The following is a 20,434-nucleotide window of genomic DNA, read 5'->3' on the forward strand; positions in this document are numbered from 1 at the left end:
CAGGATATTAAATAGGAAGTAAATGCAGTACATCATCATTGATAAAAACGGGAATCCTCTTACAACTGATAAGGGCGGTTCACGAGTAATAACCTACAGAGAATACAGAGACGCAGTAGCGGTCTGTAAAGATTTACCCAAAGGCTACGCTGTAGGAATCCTCAAGGAGAAAGCATAACCACAACACTCTTAATTGATGCGGACATTCTAGCTTATAGAACCGCCTCAGCTAATGAGAAAAGATATGATTGGGGTGAGGGCGTAACCTCTCACATAGTCAACGATGACTTTGAAGCTATCAAGAAAGACATTCAATCTGAACTTGATGATCTACTTCTAAGGACTGAAGCTGACGACTTTCTAATCTGCCTATCTGACGACAATTACAACTGGCGTAAGAAGGTTCTCCCTAGCTACAAACAACACCGTAAGAACTCCATACGTCCTGAGCTTCTGTACCCACTCAAGGATTACCTATTCGAGAACTACCCTAGCTACCGTAAGGAAACACTAGAGGCAGATGACGTTATGGGTATCTTGAGTACGCACCCTAAGTTGATCGCTGGAAAAAAGATCATCGTATCTGAAGACAAGGATATGAAGACGATTCCCGGATGGCTATTCAACCCAAAGAAAGACAAGAAGCCACGCCTCATTACTCCTGAAGCTGCGGATAGATTCCACATGTACCAAACCATCACAGGTGATACCACAGATGGGTACAAAGGGTGTCCTGATGTTGGCGATAAGGGGGCTATTGAAATGCTCGATAGTCCGTTCCTAATGGTTCCTTATGAATACGAGTTCCAAAGAGGAAAGCGCAAAGGAACTACTGAAGTTCGCTATGAGCAAGCACCAGCGCCTAGCCTATGGGAAGGCATAGTGTCTCTCTACGAATGGAAGGGACTTACTGAATATGACGCAATCACTCAAGCCCGTGTTGCAAGAATCCTGCGACATACCGACTACGATTTTAAAACAAAGGAAGTTATTTATTGGAACCCCGTAAAGCCACAGACAACGAAGTAGCTCAACATACAGCTTATCGTGGTCTTGAGGATGCATACGACACAAACAGTTTGAGTATTCCTGAACTAGCTGAACGTATGACATTCAAAGCTGTAAGCGCTATTCCTAACGGTGTATCCCTTGAAGAATATGTCTCCAAGTTAACACCTGAGCCTACACCTAAAGCAGCACCCTCAGCTCTTGACGTACAAGTATCAGGCACTCACTACAAGAACCTAAAGATTCAACCTGTGGAATACATCCACGCAAACAACATCCCCTTTGCTGAAGGCAGTGTCATCAAGTATGTGTCTCGCTGGCGCAACAAGAATGGGATTAAAGACTTGGAGAAAGCTAAACACTTCCTTGAGTTGTTGATTGAGTTGGAACGGCAGAACGGTACTGAGTAGGTGGAGTGGTTCCTAAACCCACGCTTATTTAATTACATCCTTATTGGTTTATTCCTTGTCAGTGCAATTCGTTGGGCTGTAGAGGGTAAACCTCATGACGTGATGTATTGGGTAGGCGCTTCAATTTGTACCCTCGCAGTAACCCTTAAATCTTGAGTAACACCAATCCCCACACCGGAGACCTACTAAGGACTAAACCCCCTAGTGAGGCCTACCGGAATAACTTTGATCAAATTTTCAGGAAGCAACCTGAAGAGACACCTAAGGAAAACACCGATGTTAAAGAAACTCTGGCAACACGTAGTAGCTAAGTTCAAGTTTGTAGCTGGAATCATCCAAGAAAAGATCGAAGCGTTCACTGTGTTTGCTAAAGACTTCATGGGTAATTCTGGAATTATGGAACAGCCTGAGTTCTTCTCATGGGCTGAAGTTAAGGCTGCTCCAGATCACACCTATAAAGAAACCTCTAAGGCTTTCGGATACCTCCTTCTTTCCGTGTTTAAAACAACCACAGAATTAGTCCAATGGATTGTTTGGTATGGCCTAGCGTTCTTTCTCGTTGGGTACTACACCGTTCGATATACGTACCGACTAGCGAAGGCGAAGGTTCGTGCTAGTTCTAACTAACAGAGGCTTTGAGCCTGTTCAGTGTCTGGAAGAGTTTAAGGCCAGCACTGTCCTTGATGTTCACCCTACGGGAAGCAGATTCATTTGTAATCCACCGCCGCTAACTACTGATGAAGACTACGTGGTTTACGTCCGAGACCTTCCTATCTTTGCTGCCTATGCAGAATCTTTAGGATGGGAACCGGATGCCGCTAATGAATATGAAGATGACGAGTTCAATTCCTTCCGTAAAGGTGAGTTCAACATAATTGTTACCGACAAATGCTCCTTCTTCAGCAGTATGGTACTCAGTACCCAAGTCTGTAAGAAACTAAACCTACTAAATAAGGCTGACCGCATTATGGTATTTGACGCTATCCAGAAAGGGGTTCTAACCATTGAAAGCAATTTATAAGAAAACGGCTTATGACAAGCTAGTGGAATTATTCATGGAAGCTGAGTATGAGCGTAGGCCTATCGACTACTTCTTAGTTACGCCTGATGAATGGGGCGAGATAATTGTTGATCGAAGGGCAGGAGCGTATGTGTCGTTGCCAGACTATATGTGCCGTGCTGATGTTTCAGCCCCTATCCGCTACGTTGATCTAAAGCCTAAGAGTGGTCACAGGTATGACTATAAGCGTTTCCTAATTCGCCACGAAAAGTTCATGGGTCATGACGTAGTAGTCGCACCTATCGAGTATCACTAGCAATCAATCACTTAAGTAACACCTAGGGGATAAACACCCACTGTAGGAATAAGAACACCTTTCCTATTACCTTTAGGTGTTACTTAAAGTGTCACTAAAGGAAACACTATGGATAAAGAATCCTTAGGGTCTCTAGTCTCTAACGAATTAATCGAACACCTCAATCACTTCTATCCGCTACGTGGAATCCAGAAGGGGCAATCCCTTGAAGATGCACATGCAGAAAGAGGGAACCGGGAAGTAATCGACTTACTGACTTCAGCACTAGCAGACTTCACCGCAAACTCAAGAATTATCACCAAAGGATAGACCGCTTAAATGTGTCTCCCAAAATCTAAATCCTACAAGGCACCAGTTATTGCTACTGCACCTGCTGAAGCAGCGGATGTAGCGCCTATGGCTTCACCTGAGGATAACACTTCAAGTTCAGATGTATCCCCCAATGTAGGTACTCGTAAGAAACTTCGTATCGACTTAAGCTCGGCCTCAACAGGCAATGGGTTAAACATCCCCCAAGGCTAAATGACCTCAGTTAATACTGAAGGCAAAACTAAAGCTAGGTACCAATTACTCAGTACAGGACGTGAAGAATATCTCGCTCGTGGTAGAGAGGTATCCAAGCTAACAATCCCGCACTTGCTCCCACCTTTGGGACACACTGCAACTAGCAGATTGCCTACACCTTACTCAAGCCTTCCGGCTCGTGGTGTTAACAATCTTGCTTCTAAGTACACGCTGGCTTTGTTTCCAGCTAACACACCGTTCTTCCGTTTGACCATTGATGACTTCATGTTGCAGCGCCTCACTAAGAAAGAGGGTATGCGAGCTGAGGTTGAAGAAGCTCTGAACTCTATCGAGCGTAGCGTTATGAATGAGATTGAAACCTCAACACTTCGCTCTTCAATCACAGAAGCCTTGAAGCATCTTATCGTGGTCGGCAACTCGTTACTCTATGTGTTACCTAAGGGTGGCGTTAGGGTATTCAGACTTGACCGATACGTAGTTAAACGTGACCCGATGGGTAATGTACTAGAGATCATCGTTCAAGAAGACCTATCACCGATGGAGCTTGAAGAAGAGATACGTAACTTCGTTCTCGAACAGTCCACCGATAGTGATAAGGGCGAGAGTCCTGATGACTCAATCGAACTATACACACACGTAAAGCGTACCAAGACAGGCTGGAGTATCTCCCAAGAGATTAACGGTAAGTTAGTCCCCGGTTCTGAAGGTACATACCCTGAGGATAAATCCCCATGGGTTCCTTTACGATACATTTCAGCAGCTAATGAAGACTACGGACGCAGCTTCGGAGAAGAGTACCTAGGTGATATTAAATCACTTGAGGCTCTCCGTAAGGCAATTGTCCAAGGCGCAGCAGCAGCAGCAAAGGTACTCTTTCTAGTTAAACCTAACGGAACCACTAAGGCTAAGGTCTTAGCTGAATCCGAAAGTGGAGACATTAAAGAGGGTAATAAAGATGACGTGTCTGTCCTCCAAATGGATAAGTTCGCTGACTTCCGTATTGCTCAAGAGACAGCTAAGACTATCTCTGAAGACCTATCCTTTGCATTCCAGCTTAATACAGCGATTCAACGTAATGGTGAACGTGTAACAGCAGAAGAGATTAGATTCATGGCTCAAGAGCTTGATGCTTCCCAAGGGGGTATCTACTCATTACTAGGTCAAGAGTTACAGCTCCCTGTAGTTCGACGCATCATGCACCAAATGGAACGCTCTAATCGTTTACCTACGCTTCCTAAAGGCTTAGTCAAACCTGCTATCACTACAGGTATTGAGGCTATCGGGCGTGGTAACGATCAAACCAAACTAGCGTCCTTACTAGCAGACCTGCAACCACTTGGCGAGGCAGCATTCAAGTACCTAATTATTCCTGACTATATCAAGCGTCAAGGGGCAGCTAAGGGTATTGATATGAAAGGCCTGATTAAGACTCCTGAGATGATTGATCAAGAAGGCCAGCAAGCTCAAATGGCAGCAATGATGCAGCAAGGATTGAACCCAATGATTAACCAAGCTGGCGGCATGATGAAACAGCAGCTAGCACAAGAAGGAAACCCTAATGGCTAAAGCCCAAACAGCTCAGAAAGATGAAACACAAGAAGTAACTACTACTGATACTTCAAGTGGTGTTTATGAACCAAAGGTAGTTGAACTGCCTGATGGTACTGTCCGGGAGGACTTCTAATTGGCGGGGGAAAATTCCCCTGTCATTGGTACCCCTGAGTACGATGCAGCAATGATCGCTAAAGCTGATGCCTTAGAGCCTCAGTCACAGCAGGAAGTAACATCCGAAGAAACAACTCAAGAGCAACGCCCTGAGTGGTTGGATGAGAAATTCAAGACTCCTGAAGAATTAGCTAAGGCCTACACTGAACTGCAAAAACAGTTAGGTGCCAAGACCAAAGAAGCACCAGCACAAGCTGAAAATTCTCAAGAGCAAACAACTGAAGAAGAACCTGAAGCCAACCCGGAAGGTACACCTGAAGCTGAACTAGCTAAGGTCGGTATCGACTACGGTGCATTGACTGAAGAGTTTGAAACAAGTGGTACCTTAAGTGACGAGAGTTACAAGGCGCTAGCTGATAAGGCTGGCTTACCGCGTGAATACGTAGACAGCTATATCGCTGGTCAAGCTGCCTTGGTACGTGAAGCTCAAACACGAGCTTTCGATATCGCAGGTGGTGAGGCTCAATACAAGGATATGGTTAACTGGGCTTCTGGCAATCTAACACCAGCCGAAGTTAAAGCCTACGATCAAGCTATCGAAGGTACGCCTGAGCAAGTTGCACTAGCTGTAGCTGGCCTCAAGTCTAAATTCGTAGCAGCCAATGGTAGTGAACCTAACCTAGTGTCTGGAGAATCTAATAGCTCTACAGGCGCTCAAGGCTTCGCTTCACGAGCTGAAATGACTACAGCAATGCGTGACCCACGCTACGCTAAAGATGCTGCCTATCGTAAATCGGTAGAACAGAAAATTTCTGTAAGCACAATATTCTAAAGTTTTAATTCCCTAGTAGCTCAGATGGTAGAGCGTCCGACTGTTAATCGGAAGGTCGTTGGTTCGAGTCCAACCTTCGGAGCCAAGTTTTAATAACTCCCCTAAGGCGTGTCCTTAGGCTCATTCCGGCAGTGCAACGCTGCTGGTCTGCAATTGTAGTACCCGCGACAGAAGCAAACAAAGCAGTTCTTAGCCTCCTGAGGGAGACAACTTTGTAGCGAGCTAGTGAGCAACTTGAGTGATTCCCATCGAACCGTCCTAGGTTCATATCATTTCAAATCTCATGTAAGGAAGTAATTATGGCTAATGCCAACGTAACCCGTTTAGGTCAAATCAATGGAGCTGGCGATACCGATGCGCTGTTCCTAAAAGTATATGCTGGTGAAGTATTAACTGCATACGAAACTGCAACCGTGACTGAAAGCCGTCACCGTGTCCGTAAGATCAATAGCGGTAAGAGCGCACAGTTCCCTGCAACTGGCAAAATCTCTGGCGGCTACCACACTCCGGGTAACGAATTAGTCGGTAAGACTGTAAACCAAGCTGAACGTGTAATCACTATCGACTCCTTGTTGGTATCTGATGCGTTCGTAGCGTCTATCGACGAAGCAAAGAATCACTATGACGTGCGTTCAATCTACTCCAATGAACAAGGTATCTTCCTTGGTAACAACATGGATAAGAACGTTCTACGTGTTGGTGTATTGGCGGCTCGTGCTGCTGCTACTGTAACAGGTGGCTTTGGTGGTTCAGCATTGACTAATGCTAACTATGGCTCTGACGGTGCTGTTCTAGCTGGTGGTATCTTTGCTGCTGCTCAGATCATGGACGAGAAAGACATTCCTGCAAGTGAGCGTTATGCTTACGTTAAGCCAGCGCAATACTACCTGTTAGCGCAAACAACTAACGTAATCAACTCTCAATGGGGTGGTGAAGGTTCTTACGCTGAAGGTTCAGTACGCCGTATCGCTGACATTCCTTTGGTTAAGACTAACAACTTGCCTAACGGCTTGAACTTAACTGATGACACAACCATCGCTGCTGCTGGTATCGACCCAACATTGGTACCTGCTGCTTATCGTGGCAACTTCACAAACACTAAGGCTCTTGTCTTGCACAAGGAAGCTGTAGGTACCGTGAAGCTGTTAGACCTCGGTATGGAAATGGCTTACGACATTCGCCGTCAAGGTACATTGATCGTAGCTAAGTACGCAGTTGGTCATGGCGCTCTTCGTCCTGAAGGCGCTGTAGAACTGAAGTCAGCTTAAGCAATAACAATTAAGGGATGCCCCCATAAAGGGTGTCCCTTTTTTTTACGAAAGACTAAATGACTCTTCTAGCAACAACAGCAAATGGCACAAGTAAGGTAGTGAACGTTCCTCCTTTCTTAGGCACACCTACAGTTAAAGTTAATGGTTCAGCAGCGGCGTTCACTCTACGTGATGAGACGACTATTATCTTAACGTTACTCCCTGCAAAGGATGACGCGATTACTGTAGATTACACTCCGGTATCTTCACCTTCAGCAGTTAATCCTAAGATTACCTATGCCGAATTCCGTACTAAGTTCTTAGCAGGGTTTGTAGGGACAGCAACCCTTACAGATTTACCGGGCGCACTGCAAGTGTTCTCTAACGGGCAGCGTTGGGTTCCCTTAGAGCCTATCGTTAATTCGGCTCAACCGATTACTTTAGCCGCAAATACCACTGAACAGGTACTAGCAAGCGTATCTCTTCCAGTTAATTTTATTGGAACCGATGATGCTCTTTTCATTGATTACATTAAACACAGTACAAATAGCGCTGGCTCAAAAACCGTAAGGTTCTACCTGAATGGTTCCCTAGTGTATGAAGACGGTGTTACCACAGCTTCTACAGGACGTGCCTTCTTTAAGGTTCTGTTTAAAGATTTAAATACAGCCATTGGACAAAATAGTTTCGGTGGGCCGGGCGTAGGTAGTGGATACGCTGGTAGCACGATCTTTACAGCAGCCTTTGATGCCTCCACTGTGAACACTCTCCAATTGCGGGGTGTTAAGTCGGTTGCGGGGGATGAGCTAACTTTAGATGGTTTAAGTATTCGCTTAGAAAAAGGTAAGCAATTTCCGTGAAGCGGCTATTAGCTTCGCTGAGTGGAGGGGTAATTTTCCCTCCCTCAAGTAGCTTTATTCCTGATGCTCCAACAGTAATTCGCGATACCTCATGGCACCCACCAGCATATTTCATGTATGAGAAGCTACCTAAGGCTCTCCGAAGTGTAGAACATTGGGCTTGCTCCGCTGGATATGGGGACAGTCCCGGTGCGTGGATTTACCCCGAAGCCCTTGATCTATGTGGGGGAGGGTTCGTACAGCAGATGCAGTGGAAAATGGTGGAGCCTACCCAAGGCAGCTATAACTTCAGCACAGTGCTATCAGCTTTGAATTGGATGGCTACTAACCGTCCGGGATTAAAGGTCATGCTGCGACTCAGGGATAAAAGCTATTCCCGCACTTCCAGTGTTTTCCTAGACGACACCCTAAGGAACCTACCAGATTACTTTGCAACTTTAGGCTACTACGATGTTTATCAATCGACTGTAGCTACGGGGTTTGGCGCAAAGCTATGGCTCCCTGAAGTGAAGGATAGATACTTAGCTTTATTGGAAGCTATGACTGCTTCGTTCGGAAGTCATAGCGCTTTCGGGGGAATCATATTTGATGAATGTACCCTCAGTATGAGCTATCCCGCACCAGCAGGGTTTGACCCTAGTATTACCTTGGCAAATCGTAAAGAAGTGCTACTACGAGCTAAGGCCTTATTCCAATCCAAAGTAATTCAACCTGTGAACTTCTTAGACACAGGCGATTACAGTCCTACCTCCTTTAGTGCTGCTGAAGGAAACTTTGTGGATTGGCTTGGCGATTCCAATATCAACGTATCACTTGTAGATACATGCCCAACAACACCTAGCTTCTCGTACTCAATGCATACAGCCCTGAGAAAGGGGTTAGGGTTTCCCGTAGATGCAATTATTGATGCCGGGCGCGTTTACCCACGCACGGATATGAGTGCCGGAGCGGAGCTAGCTAACGTCACTGAGAATTTTAGAGACATTACGAAATGGCTTAAACGTTATGAAAATATACGCCGTGTCTTCTGGCCTATTTCCACACAGAACACTTTAACGGCCTTAACCGCCGTTCTTTCCTAAAGGAGTCCCTTGGACAATCTAACACCCACAACCGAGTTAGAAGCTATTAATACTATGCTTGATTGCATAGGAGAATCTCCAGTGTCCTCATTGGATGGTACAGGTTTAGCTGATGTAGCTTCTGCAAAGCGTATCCTTCGTGAGACCTCTCGTGAGGTTCAGAATCGTGGATGGGACTTTAACTCGGAAAAGAATTACCCATTACCTCTAAGTGTGGATGGCTTCATTTACACACCTACAAATACACTTCGCATTGACACCACAAAAGAGTTTCAGGATGTGGATGTAGTACACCGAGGTTCACGCCTCTATGATCGCGGTAATCGTACCTATGTCTTCACTAAGACTATCAAGGTGGATTTACTTCTAGGCTTGCCCTTTGAAGAGTTACCTGAAGCTGCGCGACATTACATCACTATCCGGTCTGCTCGTAAGTTCGTTGATCGTGATATGCCTTCTGAAGCGGGACACGTCTATACACAGAAAGATGAAGACCTAGCCTTAGTGACACTCAAGGAAGCTGAAGGGGATACTGGCGATTACAATATGTTTAACGGTAGTAATTCCGTAGCTCGTATCTTGGAGCGTTAATGTCATTGATAAGTAGAATCATCCCTAACTTATTCAATGGCGTATCACAACAACCAGCAACACTTCGCACTACCTCTCAGGCCGAGCTGGTGGAGAATGCTTATCCCTCTATAGCCGTTGGCCTAGGGAAGCGACCACCTACAGAACATGTAGCTAAAATCTCCGATGCGGTACTGAGTAATGCCTTTGTCACTACACTTAATCGTGATGCAACTGAGCGCTATTCCTTGGTGATTACCGATGGTGTTATCAAAGTGTTTGACCTGTTTACAGGTACCGAGAAGACGATTAATCCTTCTTTTAGTATGGACTACCTCACTGGCATCAATGCTGCTGAAGACGTGTCTGTAGTGACTGTGGCTGATTACAGCTTCGTCATTAACAAGAAGAAGACCGTTAAGATGACTCAGGAGCTTTTCGGTAAGACATACGCAGGACAGACAATAACTTCCCTGACTAAGTATCCTTCAGTAACCCTTGATAACTTCGACTTTGAAGGTTCACAGGTGTTTTCAGTAACGTGGGAGTACATTGCAGGGACGAACGGTAACATTCAATTCCTAGCACCACTTAATGCGCCGGGCTTTGGGGTAGGTTCTAAAGTACGTTTAACGGCTGCTGGTACTGTTTATGATTCGAGGGTTAATACCTTATTGAATCGTGACTTCATCGTTACCTACATGCTTGATGATGCCTCAGGGTTAAGTGCCAAGATTGTTAAAGTGGTTTCACCTACCTTCTTTGGTAATGGGTCACAAACCTCAATCTCTATGGCTAACTTCTCGACACTGGCTACATATAGTGCGAAGGTAGTAACTAGCGCGGTTCACGGACTTACCGCTAGCAGCTTTGTACGTATCGAAGCTGCCACTCCAGAAGGATACAATGCGTCATCCGTAGTCTCTGCAATTCCGACAACCACATCCTTTGAGTATAACGCAGCAGTGCATGGCGCTTTAGACGTAGGCTCTGGCTCGATGCGGTATGTCGTGATTCAAGGATTTAAAGGCTCCAAGCAGAAGTTCTCCGACCTACCTACTTCAGGTCAAATTGAAGGGGACATGTGGAAGATCGCCGGAGACCCTTCACAGCAACGCTCAAGGTACTACGTTATGTGGGACTCTATTAACACGGTGTGGGTTGAATGCGCTGACCCAACTGTGAGTGTAGCCTTTGACCCTACTACCATGCCTCATAAGCTGGTACGGGAAGCGGACGGTACCTTTACCTTCACTGAAGTAGAGTGGGACAAGAGGTTAGTAGGGGATAATAAATCAATCCCTATCCCTTCCTTCGTTGATCGCACAATATCCGATACAGTCTTCTATCGTAATCGCTTAGGGTTCCTCTCAGATGAATCCTTAATCCTGTCACGCTCTGGGACTTACTTCAACTTTTGGGGTGAGACTGCTACAGCCGTGCTGGATTCTGACCCGATTGATATTACTGCTGCACACACTAAGGTCTCAATCCTAAATTGGGCAGTGGGCTTTAATAAGGCTCTCCTGCTGTATTCAGATTTAACACAGTTCCAGTTAGCTTCAGGTGATGTACTAACGCCTAAGACTGCAAAGCTAGAAACGGTGTCTGAGTTTGAGTCTTCAAATAAGGCTAGGCCTGTCCCTGCTGGTCAAAATGTATTCTTTACATTAGACAAGGGTACCTTCTCAATCATGCGGGAATACTATGTAGACGTGGATTCCTATACTAATGACGCTGCTGATGTAACGGCACACGTTCCTAAGTATCTCCCCGGAGGCATCTACAAGTTAGCCGCTAGTTCCAGTGAGGACATTCTGTTAGCTCTTTCCATGAAGGAGCGCAATGTAATCTATGTCTATAAATACTACTGGGGTGCAACTGAGAAGCTGCAATCAGCGTGGGTAAAGTGGACGTTCCCTGAAGGGGATACTATCCTGAATCTTGACCTGATTACTTCCACACTAAGTCTGACTATTCAGCGCAGTGATGGGGTGTATCTGGAAAAGGTAAATCTCCAACAAGGGGAGACAGTAGAAGCTGTAGGTCATCCAGTATATTTAGATCGCCGTGTAGAGCTTACAGGGACGTTTAACGCATCAACTAAACGTACCACATGGGCGCTTCCATACAGTGAGCCTGAAGCTCTTTCTGTAGTGTTAGCAGAGGGCTTTGATAATGCTGGTGCCTTGATTCCTTCAACACAACCTACCGCCACTACCGTAGAAGCCAATGGCGACCACACCTCAGGGAAAGTCTTGATCGGTAGGCCTTACACGAAACGCTATAGATTCTCAGAGCAATACCTTAAAGATTCCAATAATGCTGCTGTCCTAATGGGACGCTTGCAGATGCGAAGCATGAAGGTTAGCTACAGCAACTCAGGATACTTCCGAGCGGAGGTAACACCTAAGGCTCGTGAGAAGAATACCTATAGCTGGACAGGTAAGCGTATCGGCAACGTAGGCTTTATCTTAGGCCAAACCAATATTGAAGACGGCGAGTTTACATTCCCCATTAAAGCTAGATCATCGGAAGTCACGATTGATTTAGTCAATGACTCGCACCTACCTTCTTTCTTTAACTCAGCAGAATGGGCTGCAACATTTACTTCTAATACATCAAGGAGAACAGCATCTATGTAATCCGTGCCGCTGAGGTTTCTGATAGTGAAGCCTTAGCTAAAACTATGAGGCCTATTGATAGGCTTGAAGTCTCAGTGGAATGGGGCGATAGAGTCCTTGAAGGAGTACGTAAGGCAATACTACGCTCGACATTGTGTTGGGCTGTAGAGAACGAGAGGGGGGAGCTACTTACAGTGTTTGGGGTAGCCCCTCTCCCTCAAGACGGTGTGGGTAGTCCTTGGCTCCTAGCTACTACGCACTTTAAGGGTTACAGCAAGGAACTCCTTAGGAACTCCCGTAGGTATATCAACCTCATGAATCGGGCGTATCCCTTCCTTTATAACCGCGCACATCCAGACAACAAGGCTACCTTACGGTGGCTCCAATGGTGCGGCTTTGAACTTGAACCACAAATGGTTCCTGTAGGTATAAGCCAGACACTATTCCAACCCTTCACTAGGAAATTTTAATGTGTGACCCCGCCTCCGCAATGCTGGCTTTGAGTATTGGTACGACTGCGCTTTCTTTTATAGACCAAGCTAATCAAGCCGATGCTGCTACTGACAGTATTAAAGACAGTTACGAACTACAAGCCAAACAAGTACAAGAGCAGCAGAAACAGATCAATGCTAATGCTCAAGATGATATGTCCCAAAGAGCAAGAGAAGCAACCATTGAACGTGGGCGACTTAAAGCCATTCAAGGTGAATCAGGCTTAATAGGAAACACTGCCGACCGAATCATGAATGAGAGCTACTTCAATGAAGAATCAGACATAGCTTCTATCGAGTCTAACCGTGTCAATTCAATCAAACAATCAAGTCTGGAAGCACAAGGCCTAACAGCTAGGACGCAATCAGAACTCAATTCAATCAAGAGGCCTTCGGCTTTAAGTGCTGGCCTTCAAATTGGTACAGCAGTTGCGGGCTACAAACAAGCCACAGCTAAACCTAAGACACCCTAAGGAGCCGTAATACATGGTGCGTAAAGTACAGAACAGCTTAGAGGGAAACCGCGAGCTAGCAACAACATCCAATCCGGTTTCCACTAGGGTTGTAGCACGTCCAGTAGACACTTCAGTTACACCCGGCGATACCGAGCTTACACGTCTACTAGGTGCCTTATCTACTATCCGACCTTCATTGAATCAGTACCTAGCTAAAGAGGGTGACAATGAAGAGGTTGCAGGTAAGAATGACGCTCAGTTAGGGCGAGAGGCAGCTTCAGATAGTGCGCGATACCAACATGGGTATATGGGCATTAAGGGTAGTAATGATGCTGTACGGGACGTTGACGAGTTTAAGGTTCACCTAGAGTCTAACTTCAATCCTGACAATGACGACTTCGATACGGTAGCCCGTGAGTGGGTTACTAAGAAGTCTGGAGGCCTAACCGATAAGGGATACCTAGAGGGTTACGCTCCGATCATGAATGATGCCATTACCAAGATGAAGGTACAGGTAGCCGACCAGAAAGTAGCACTCGTTAAGGATGCTACTAATGCTCAAGCTATGCAGTTTCTTCAAACAGGTATGGAGGCCTTCGCTAATCGTGGTGAGCCTGTCCCTGAGACGTGGTTAGAGAACACTAAGAAATACTTTGGTGAGTCCTTTAAGACTTCGGGTACTGAGTTCAATGAGCTTCAGTTCTCTGCTGCTAAGAAAATTGGCGATGGGGGTAACTTCTCTATCTACGAGCAGTTCAAGCGTGACCGTCCTGATGGTACACCCGGCATGTACTACATTCCTAAATGGAAAGAACGTATCGACGCTGCTGAAGTGGCCTCTAAGCAACACTTTGTGACACTCTCTACCCAAGCTGAAGTAGCCGCAAAGAAAGACCGTGAGAAGCGTCAAGATTCAACCTTGGCTGACACCTTCACTGAAGCCTTAACGGGTGACTATGGTTCGGCTATGGCTAAGTTCAAAACTACCATTAAGGATAATCCTGGGCTTTTCTCTGCAAGTGATGTTTCAGAGTGGACAGGTAAGTTCTCAAGCCTCGCTAAAGCCTCCAATGCTGAAGAAACTGACTCACAGAAAACCTACGCTACAACACTCCTAGCTGGAATCTATGAAGGCAAGGTCGGTATCAAAGGTGTACTAGCAGCGGCTACAAGTGAGCAGGTGTCATACACTCAATCACGACAGCTTCTCGATAGTGTTAATACCTATCAAAGCCAGATGCGAGCCTTAGCTGCTCAGTCTGATAAAGGCGAACGTGCTATCTACAAGAGTCCTGAATATACCTCAGGTAAGGAATACCTCAATGGTGTCCTAAAGAGCCAAGCAACTATGACCGACCCCTTAGGTGAGGGTACGGCTCAAGACCGTCAGCAACGAGCAGAGGCAGTCCTTGAGTTCACTACTAGAGCAGCCAGCTTGGAACCTAAGGATGTACCTAAGTTACGTGATGAGATCGCTGACAGATACCTTAAGCGTAAGACCGATAGGACTAAAGAACCTATCAAACAATTCGATGGACGTATTCGATACGACACTCCAGCCCTAGCAGCGCAAGCGTACAGGGAAGGTAAGTTAACTATCGACCAACTCCGTACACACAACGACTATTTTAAACTAAAGGCACAACCTAAATAATGGATGATTCGATTGTAAGTGACCTGCAAGGGTCTCGTGAAGAGCGTCATAAGCCTGAGGCCGATGCAATCCTGCAAGAGCTTGATGCTATGTCCGCTCAACAGGAAGCACCCCAAGCCTCACCTACAGCGCGTCCTAGTGCTGCACCTCAAGTAGCTCCTACAGAACAGCCTCAAGGTACAACCTTAGGTGAAGCCGCAATGGATACCGGAAGGGCGCTATTGGGCGCTCCCCGTGATGCTATTCAGTCCGGTATTGATATGTACTATGACGGTGTTAACTATGCTTCAGAGAAGTTCTTTGACTACCGCTTCAATACACCCCAGTTACCTGAGGTTGGTGCACAAACAACTACAGGTGGCGCTATTGCACGTCCTTTGCTTCAGTTCTTTGTACCATTCAGTCTAGCCCTTAAAGCACTTAAGCCTATCAAAGGTGTGAGTGAACTATCTAAGGCAGCTACCGCTGGTGCAGTTACAGACTTCTCAGCCTTTGACCCACACGAGAAGCGACTATCTAACCTTGTGCTGGATATGACTGATGGCAACCCATTACTGGGTAAGGGCGTATTCCAATACTTAGCCGCTAGTCCAGACGATAGTAATGCTGAAGGACGCTTTAAGAATATGCTTGAAGGTCTTGGTGCTGGTGCTGCTGTAGATGGAGCCTTGAAACTCTTTAAGGGAGCTAGAGGTTACTTCCAAGCTAAAGGCCAGAACCCCGCTGAAGCTATCGAAACGATAGGCCGAGGTGCTACACCTGAGGGCGCACCTGTAGAGCAATCCATTGGTGAACAGATTGATGAGATTCATGGTGTCAAACCTGAAGAGGGTAAGGATGTAGTCAAGGTAGGCGGTGAACGTAGTGCTGCCGATATGGATGCAGAAGACGCTATCGCTGCTGAAATGCAAGCTAAGGCTGATGCTGAAGATGCGCTACCTCCGTCCGCTGTAGTCCAGCCTGAAGAAGCACCTAATGTAACTATCGAAGGTGATGCTGAGACTATTGACTCACTAGCAGAAGCCTTCCCGGATGCAGCTAGGGTTGAACAGCCTCAAGCTGAAGTTGCTGCTCTCGATATTAAAGACCCTGAGACAACGATCAAGACGTATGACCCAGTGGCCGATAAATTATCACGTCCTGAGTTTGCCTCCATTGCTCCGATCACACGTAAGGCTTCACCTAAGATTAGCCAAGCCAAAGTTACTGAGATCATGGATGCAGCAGGTAACGGGTCACTGAAGGATATTGCTGACAAGGTTGAGACTTCAGACTTTAACTTCGCTCACATTGATAACGATGAGGACATTACCTCGTTGATTGATGCCACTAGCAAAGTGTTTGAGAAAGAGATTAGCCAAGCCACAGGTGGCACACAGAGCTTCGCTGCTATTAAAGAGTTAGCTGAGACCTTAGGTACAAGCACCAGCTCCCTTAAGGAACTCTATGGAGACACTTCTAACTTGGCAGCGCGTGTAACAGCTAACCGTGTGCTACTTGCAGCTTCCGCTAAGAAGACCTCAGAGTTAGCTAGAGATGCTAGTACAGGTGATGCAATGTCACTGCTGGCCTTCCGTAAACAAGTCATGCTGCATAGCTCTATTCAATCGCAGATGAAGGGCGTACAGACTGAAGTAGCTCGTGCCTTGGGTGCTATGCGTATTCAAGCTAAGTCTTCAGACCTAGTAATCAATGAGGTGGATGACTTGCTGAGTTCCTTAGGTGGTCGTCAAGTGAACCTAGACTTCGCTAAGAAGCTAGCTACTACAACTGACCCTGCTAAGATTGCTGCTATGGCTCGTAAAGGGGCTATGGCTCGTACCCAAAATGCTGTATTTGAAATGTGGGTTAACGGTATCCTATCCGCGCCAACAACACACGTAGTGAACGCTGTAGGTAACTCCTTAGTCAGCTTAATGTCTGTAGCCGAACGTGGCACAACTGCGGCTATTGGTAAGGTATTCCGAGGTGGCGCTGATGATCGTGTGGCCTTGGGTGAAGTTCAAGCCCAGTTGTTCGGCATGGTCGAAGGATTGAAGGATGTATTTAGTATTACTGGCGAAGGTCTTAAGGCCATGCGTCAAGCCACAGGTGAAGCTGTAACAGGCAACCTAGCTGGTGCTAAGGATATCCTCAAGACCAATGAAGGTGAGTTTGGTAACGTATATCAAGCCTTCGTTCACGATACCCCAATCCTAGATAACGCATTGTTTGGCACTAAGGAGTTCGATTTACAGACTCCTGCTATATCTGCTGATGGTTTAGGTATTGATGTTAAGAGCTGGACAGGCACCTTAGCTGATGTACTAGGTACACTTATCCGTACACCGGGACGTGTCCTTACTTCTACCGATGAAGTATTTAAAGCTATCCATTACCGGGGTGAGCTGAAGGCTCAAGCCTATCGTCTAGCCAAAGGTGAAGGCCTAGAGGGTCAAGAGTTCATTGATCGCGTAGGTAACTTAGTGAGTGAGCGTGAAATGCCTATCAATGGTGATGTACTCTCAGGCATGGCTATGGATGCAGCCCGTAAAGGTACCTTCACTAACTCCTTAGGTGATGGCGGTAAGACAGTCCAAAGGCTTGTAAGCAATGTGCCGGGCGCTCGATATGTTCTCCCATTCATCCGCACTCCAGCCAACATTATGAATTACACATGGGAACGTACCCCTATGCTGAATATCTTGAATAGCCAGATGCGTGAAGACTTCATGGCTGGTGGTGTCCGTAGAGATACTGCTATGGCTAAGACAACTATTGGTGGTGCCCTGTACGCAATGGCAGCTCAGTTGTCCGCTGAAGGAGCTATTACAGGTGGCGGTGAGTCTAACAAGACAGCCGAACAACTTAACGGTTGGAAGCCATACTCGTTGAAGGTAGGGGACACATACTATGCTTTCAATAAGCTAGACCCTATCGGCATGATCTTCGGGCTGGCTGCTGACTTCTCTGATATGTCCGGGAATATCTCCAAGGGCGATACTGACAAGTTAGCTGGTGCCTTGATTATGGCTGTCTCTAATAACCTCTTATCTAAATCGTACCTAAGTTCAGTCTCAGATATTTTCACAGCAATTAGTGAGGATAAACGAACTGGAGAAGGTAAAGCTGTAGGCCGTTACTTGAACAAACTAACAGCTTCCTTCGTGCCGTTCTCTTCTCTAAATCGAGCTATACGCCGAGAGGACGACCCTACAGTACGTGAGGTATGGGACTTAATGGATAACGTTAAGAATGGTATACCGGGACTGAGCAAGACACTCTCGCCGCACCGTAACGTCTTTGGAGACCCAGTGCAGTACACCGGAGGTTTAGGGTTAGATATTGCCTCTCCTATCTACACCAGCAAGGAAAGCGATAACCCTGCGGCTAATGAGATTGCACGTCTGAATATCGACCTTCAGTTACCCGCTAAGACAATCTCCAGTGGGAAGGGCGCACCTCCTATCGACTTGACACATGAGCAGTATGATCGCTTCGTAGAGTTGGCAGGTAATGGCTCCAAGATTTTCCAAGGTAAAGGCTTCAAGGACTTCCTGACAGAGTACGTACAGTCAGAGCATTATCAGAATCAGACAGACGACCCTGACGATTACACCGGAGGTAAGCGCCTTGAGATTCAATCCTTGTACTCAGCAGCTAAGAGGGCAGCACTCTATCAAATGCTTGAAGAGAACCCTGAGCTTAATAAGCGGTACATCCAAAACCTAGAGAACACAGGTAACGCCCTTAAGGGTAGACCGATAGTTCCTATTCTGATTGAGCAATAAGCTCATATCTCTAGTCCCCTGAGGGTAACACCTTGGGGGCTTCTTTATTTTCACTAAAGGAAACATGGCTTACTCAAGAGTCTCATACCTTGGGGATGGCGTTAATAAGCTATTCTCAGTAACCTTCCCTTATATCGACCCTTCCCATGTAACAGCCCTAGTCGGTGGCGTGTCAGTACCTTTTACATGGATTAGTCCTTCTCAGATTCAGATCACTACAGCTCCCGGTGTTGCAGCCGCAATTGTCTTGCAGCGTAACTCCGTACCAGCAGGTAGGTTAGTAGACTTTCAGGATGACTCGATGGCAACTGAGGCCTTGTTCAATCTAAACTCAGATCAATTACTATTCGTAGCTCAAGAAGCTATTGATAGTAAGCTCGATGATGCCGTAGTAGCTTTGATTCAAGGCTATAGTGACGCAGCAGTATCCGCAGCAGCGACAGCATCCCTCAAAGCTACTCAAGCTACAGCCGCCGTGGCAGCTATTACCTTGCCTATCCCTTTAACTTCAGGCGGCACTGGCGCAACAACCGCAGCCGCAGCACGGACAGCCTTAGGTTTAGGTTCTGGTGCTACTAGGGCTGTAGGTGTTGCAGTTGGTAATGTAATAGAAGTGCTTACAGGAACTAAGTTACCTGTACTTGATGGTACAAACCTGACAGGTTTCCGACAAATCCTCCAAGACTCAACTGTAAGTGTGAACACAGTCCTGACAGGTACCGCCTTGATTCCTAGTGATGATACGATTCCTCAGAACACGGAGGGCTTCCAGCTTTTGACAGGAGCTATAACACCTACTGCAATAGGTAATAAGATTGTAGTGGAGGTGAATGTATCCCTTTCAAGTTCGGTGGCTAATCCCTTGGCGGTGGCTTTATTCCGTGATGCAGGGGTGGATGCAGTGGCAGTTGCTTCTTCAACTGGAGGTGTTAGTTCGATTGTAAATCCTTGTACTCGTTATGAGTTTACCGCCACAGCTACTTCAGTTATTAACTTCTATATCCGAGTAGGTGGAAGTGCTGCCGGAACTACAACTGTGAATGGTGGTACAGCTCTTCGTAGATATGGAGGGGCTTTAAGTTCTTTCATGCGTATGTATGAGGTCAAGGGATGACCCTAAACCATTTAATGGAAGCATTGCTGAGTCTTGTACCGAGTGCTTCCCTGTCCGTGTGGCCTGAAGAGCCTCCGTTCGAGGCCTCAGAAGACACTTCAGTAACACGTCATGATCGCTTCGGCTTCATCGTGTGTTGGGCTAATACCAACACTTCCCCTTGCCCTTCAGAAGAAGAGCTTTCAGCAGTAACAATCCCTTAGGAGAATCATGTTAGACAGCACCACCAAGGAACTAGGCTTACTCGCAGGAGTAGGAGCCTTAGTAGGCCTTGGTCAACTCCTTGTATCTAAGGAACCACTTACATTTCGCGTCATAGTGGGACGTGCAATCTGCTCTGGTGGCATAGGTTTAGCTGCTGCCTCAGCGGTAGTGTTTATTCCGGGACTCAGCTTAGGTGCCTCCATTGGTATTGCGTGTGTCCTAGCAAGCCTCGGCACCAGCGGTCTTGAGAAAGTAGTGCAGCGCATCACAGGAGGCGGTTAATGGCTAGTAACTCAAAGCTAACCCGAATCTTTAATGCACTTGCGGACACACTCGGAGATATTGTTGCTGAAGGTGTCCCCCTGCAAGACCCTGAAACTGGAAAGATCACAGTTCAACCAGCAGCCGCAGCTTACTTAGCTGTAGCTCGGCAATTCCTTAAGGATAACAACTATGAGGCTGACGCGGATAAACACCCCGGCCTGAAGAAGTTGGCTCAAACACTTCCTTTTGCTGGTGAAGAAGAACTTGCCCTAGCAGGTAAGGAACAATACACGCATTAACTAAGGATGCCCTATACAAAGATATAGGCTCACCTTAAATA

Annotated in this window: 22 protein-coding genes and 1 tRNA gene; all 23 read left to right on the plus strand. The window is 46.5% G+C overall.

All coding sequences use genetic code 11. From position 1 onward, the window contains the following. Positions 1-192: 192 nt before the first annotated feature. The 23 genes from A7981_RS05625 (at position 193) to A7981_RS05730 (ending at position 20,393) form a co-directional block, all read left to right on the plus strand. Positions 193-1,029, plus strand: a complete 837-nt coding sequence (locus tag A7981_RS05625; protein WP_256365548.1) for a hypothetical protein — start codon at positions 193-195, stop codon at positions 1,027-1,029. Beyond that, entirely contained in the window at positions 996-1,418 is a 423-nt protein-coding gene (locus A7981_RS05630) for a DUF3310 domain-containing protein (RefSeq protein ID WP_217234059.1), read from the plus strand. Before A7981_RS05625 ends, A7981_RS05630 begins: the two co-directional genes overlap by 34 nt. A 276-nt stretch (positions 1,419-1,694) precedes the next feature. Beyond that, positions 1,695-2,045 carry a hypothetical protein gene (locus A7981_RS05635; protein ID WP_067265179.1) on the plus strand — a complete coding sequence of 117 codons (351 nt, stop codon included), beginning with the start codon at positions 1,695-1,697 and terminating at the stop codon, positions 2,043-2,045. Next, on the plus strand, positions 2,029-2,439 hold the full coding sequence (locus A7981_RS05640) for a hypothetical protein (RefSeq protein ID WP_131800940.1): 411 nt from the start codon (positions 2,029-2,031) through the stop codon (positions 2,437-2,439). Before A7981_RS05635 ends, A7981_RS05640 begins: the two co-directional genes overlap by 17 nt. Beyond that, complete coding sequence (locus A7981_RS05645) at positions 2,423-2,734, plus strand: hypothetical protein (RefSeq protein ID WP_067265186.1); 312 nt, start codon at positions 2,423-2,425, stop codon at positions 2,732-2,734. The genes A7981_RS05640 and A7981_RS05645 overlap by 17 nt, the downstream gene beginning before the upstream one ends. 108 nt (positions 2,735-2,842) lie before the next feature. Continuing rightward, positions 2,843-3,043, plus strand: coding sequence for a hypothetical protein (locus A7981_RS05650; RefSeq protein WP_067265189.1), 201 nt, complete (start codon positions 2,843-2,845; stop codon positions 3,041-3,043). Between the two features lie 9 nt (positions 3,044-3,052). Further along, on the plus strand, positions 3,053-3,256 hold the full coding sequence (locus A7981_RS05655; RefSeq protein WP_067265191.1) for a hypothetical protein: 204 nt from the start codon (positions 3,053-3,055) through the stop codon (positions 3,254-3,256). Beyond that, positions 3,257-4,825 carry a portal protein gene (locus A7981_RS05660; protein ID WP_082889217.1) on the plus strand — a complete coding sequence of 523 codons (1,569 nt, stop codon included), beginning with the start codon at positions 3,257-3,259 and terminating at the stop codon, positions 4,823-4,825. Beyond that, positions 4,818-4,943: a hypothetical protein gene (locus A7981_RS12350; RefSeq protein ID WP_256365543.1), complete on the plus strand. Its 126-nt coding sequence runs from the start codon at positions 4,818-4,820 to the stop codon at positions 4,941-4,943. The genes A7981_RS05660 and A7981_RS12350 overlap by 8 nt, the downstream gene beginning before the upstream one ends. After that, positions 4,944-5,756: a hypothetical protein gene (locus tag A7981_RS05665; protein ID WP_082889218.1), complete on the plus strand. Its 813-nt coding sequence runs from the start codon at positions 4,944-4,946 to the stop codon at positions 5,754-5,756. A 10-nt stretch (positions 5,757-5,766) separates the two neighbouring features. Then, positions 5,767-5,841 (plus strand) — tRNA-Asn (locus tag A7981_RS05670). 214 nt (positions 5,842-6,055) lie between these two features. After that, a complete protein-coding gene (locus A7981_RS05675) occupies positions 6,056-7,024 on the plus strand; it encodes a capsid protein (RefSeq protein WP_067265193.1) in 969 nt (322 codons plus the stop codon). Between the two features lie 59 nt (positions 7,025-7,083). After that, the gene (locus A7981_RS05680) at positions 7,084-7,866 is read left to right on the plus strand and encodes a hypothetical protein (RefSeq protein WP_067265195.1); all 783 of its coding nucleotides are present in this window, start codon (positions 7,084-7,086) and stop codon (positions 7,864-7,866) included. A gap of 113 nt (positions 7,867-7,979) precedes the next feature. Beyond that, positions 7,980-8,948, plus strand: a complete 969-nt coding sequence (locus A7981_RS05685; RefSeq protein WP_067265199.1) for a hypothetical protein — start codon at positions 7,980-7,982, stop codon at positions 8,946-8,948. A gap of 9 nt (positions 8,949-8,957) precedes the next feature. Next, positions 8,958-9,539, plus strand: coding sequence for a hypothetical protein (locus tag A7981_RS05690; protein WP_256365544.1), 582 nt, complete (start codon positions 8,958-8,960; stop codon positions 9,537-9,539). Continuing rightward, positions 9,539-12,163, plus strand: coding sequence for a hypothetical protein (locus A7981_RS05695; RefSeq protein WP_067265202.1), 2,625 nt, complete (start codon positions 9,539-9,541; stop codon positions 12,161-12,163). Before A7981_RS05690 ends, A7981_RS05695 begins: the two co-directional genes overlap by 1 nt. Positions 12,164-12,611: 448 nt before the next feature. Then, positions 12,612-13,106, plus strand: coding sequence for a hypothetical protein (locus A7981_RS05705; RefSeq protein WP_067265208.1), 495 nt, complete (start codon positions 12,612-12,614; stop codon positions 13,104-13,106). A 13-nt stretch (positions 13,107-13,119) separates the two neighbouring features. After that, the gene (locus A7981_RS05710; protein ID WP_067265212.1) at positions 13,120-14,742 is read left to right on the plus strand and encodes a hypothetical protein; all 1,623 of its coding nucleotides are present in this window, start codon (positions 13,120-13,122) and stop codon (positions 14,740-14,742) included. Then, a complete protein-coding gene (locus A7981_RS05715) occupies positions 14,742-18,512 on the plus strand; it encodes a hypothetical protein (RefSeq protein WP_067265215.1) in 3,771 nt (1,256 codons plus the stop codon). Before A7981_RS05710 ends, A7981_RS05715 begins: the two co-directional genes overlap by 1 nt. Positions 18,513-18,576: 64 nt before the next feature. Further along, a complete protein-coding gene (locus A7981_RS05720; RefSeq protein WP_067265218.1) occupies positions 18,577-19,626 on the plus strand; it encodes a phage tail fiber protein in 1,050 nt (349 codons plus the stop codon). Next, complete coding sequence (locus tag A7981_RS11995) at positions 19,623-19,829, plus strand: hypothetical protein (RefSeq protein WP_131800941.1); 207 nt, start codon at positions 19,623-19,625, stop codon at positions 19,827-19,829. Before A7981_RS05720 ends, A7981_RS11995 begins: the two co-directional genes overlap by 4 nt. A 7-nt stretch (positions 19,830-19,836) precedes the next feature. Further along, positions 19,837-20,112, plus strand: a complete 276-nt coding sequence (locus A7981_RS05725) for a hypothetical protein (protein ID WP_067265221.1) — start codon at positions 19,837-19,839, stop codon at positions 20,110-20,112. Further along, positions 20,112-20,393 carry a hypothetical protein gene (locus A7981_RS05730; protein WP_067265224.1) on the plus strand — a complete coding sequence of 94 codons (282 nt, stop codon included), beginning with the start codon at positions 20,112-20,114 and terminating at the stop codon, positions 20,391-20,393. The genes A7981_RS05725 and A7981_RS05730 overlap by 1 nt, the downstream gene beginning before the upstream one ends. Positions 20,394-20,434 lie beyond the last annotated feature (41 nt).

It is taken from the genome of Methylovorus sp. MM2, from assembly GCF_001648895.1.
In the GTDB taxonomy this organism is placed as follows: Bacteria; Pseudomonadota; Gammaproteobacteria; order Burkholderiales; family Methylophilaceae; genus MM1.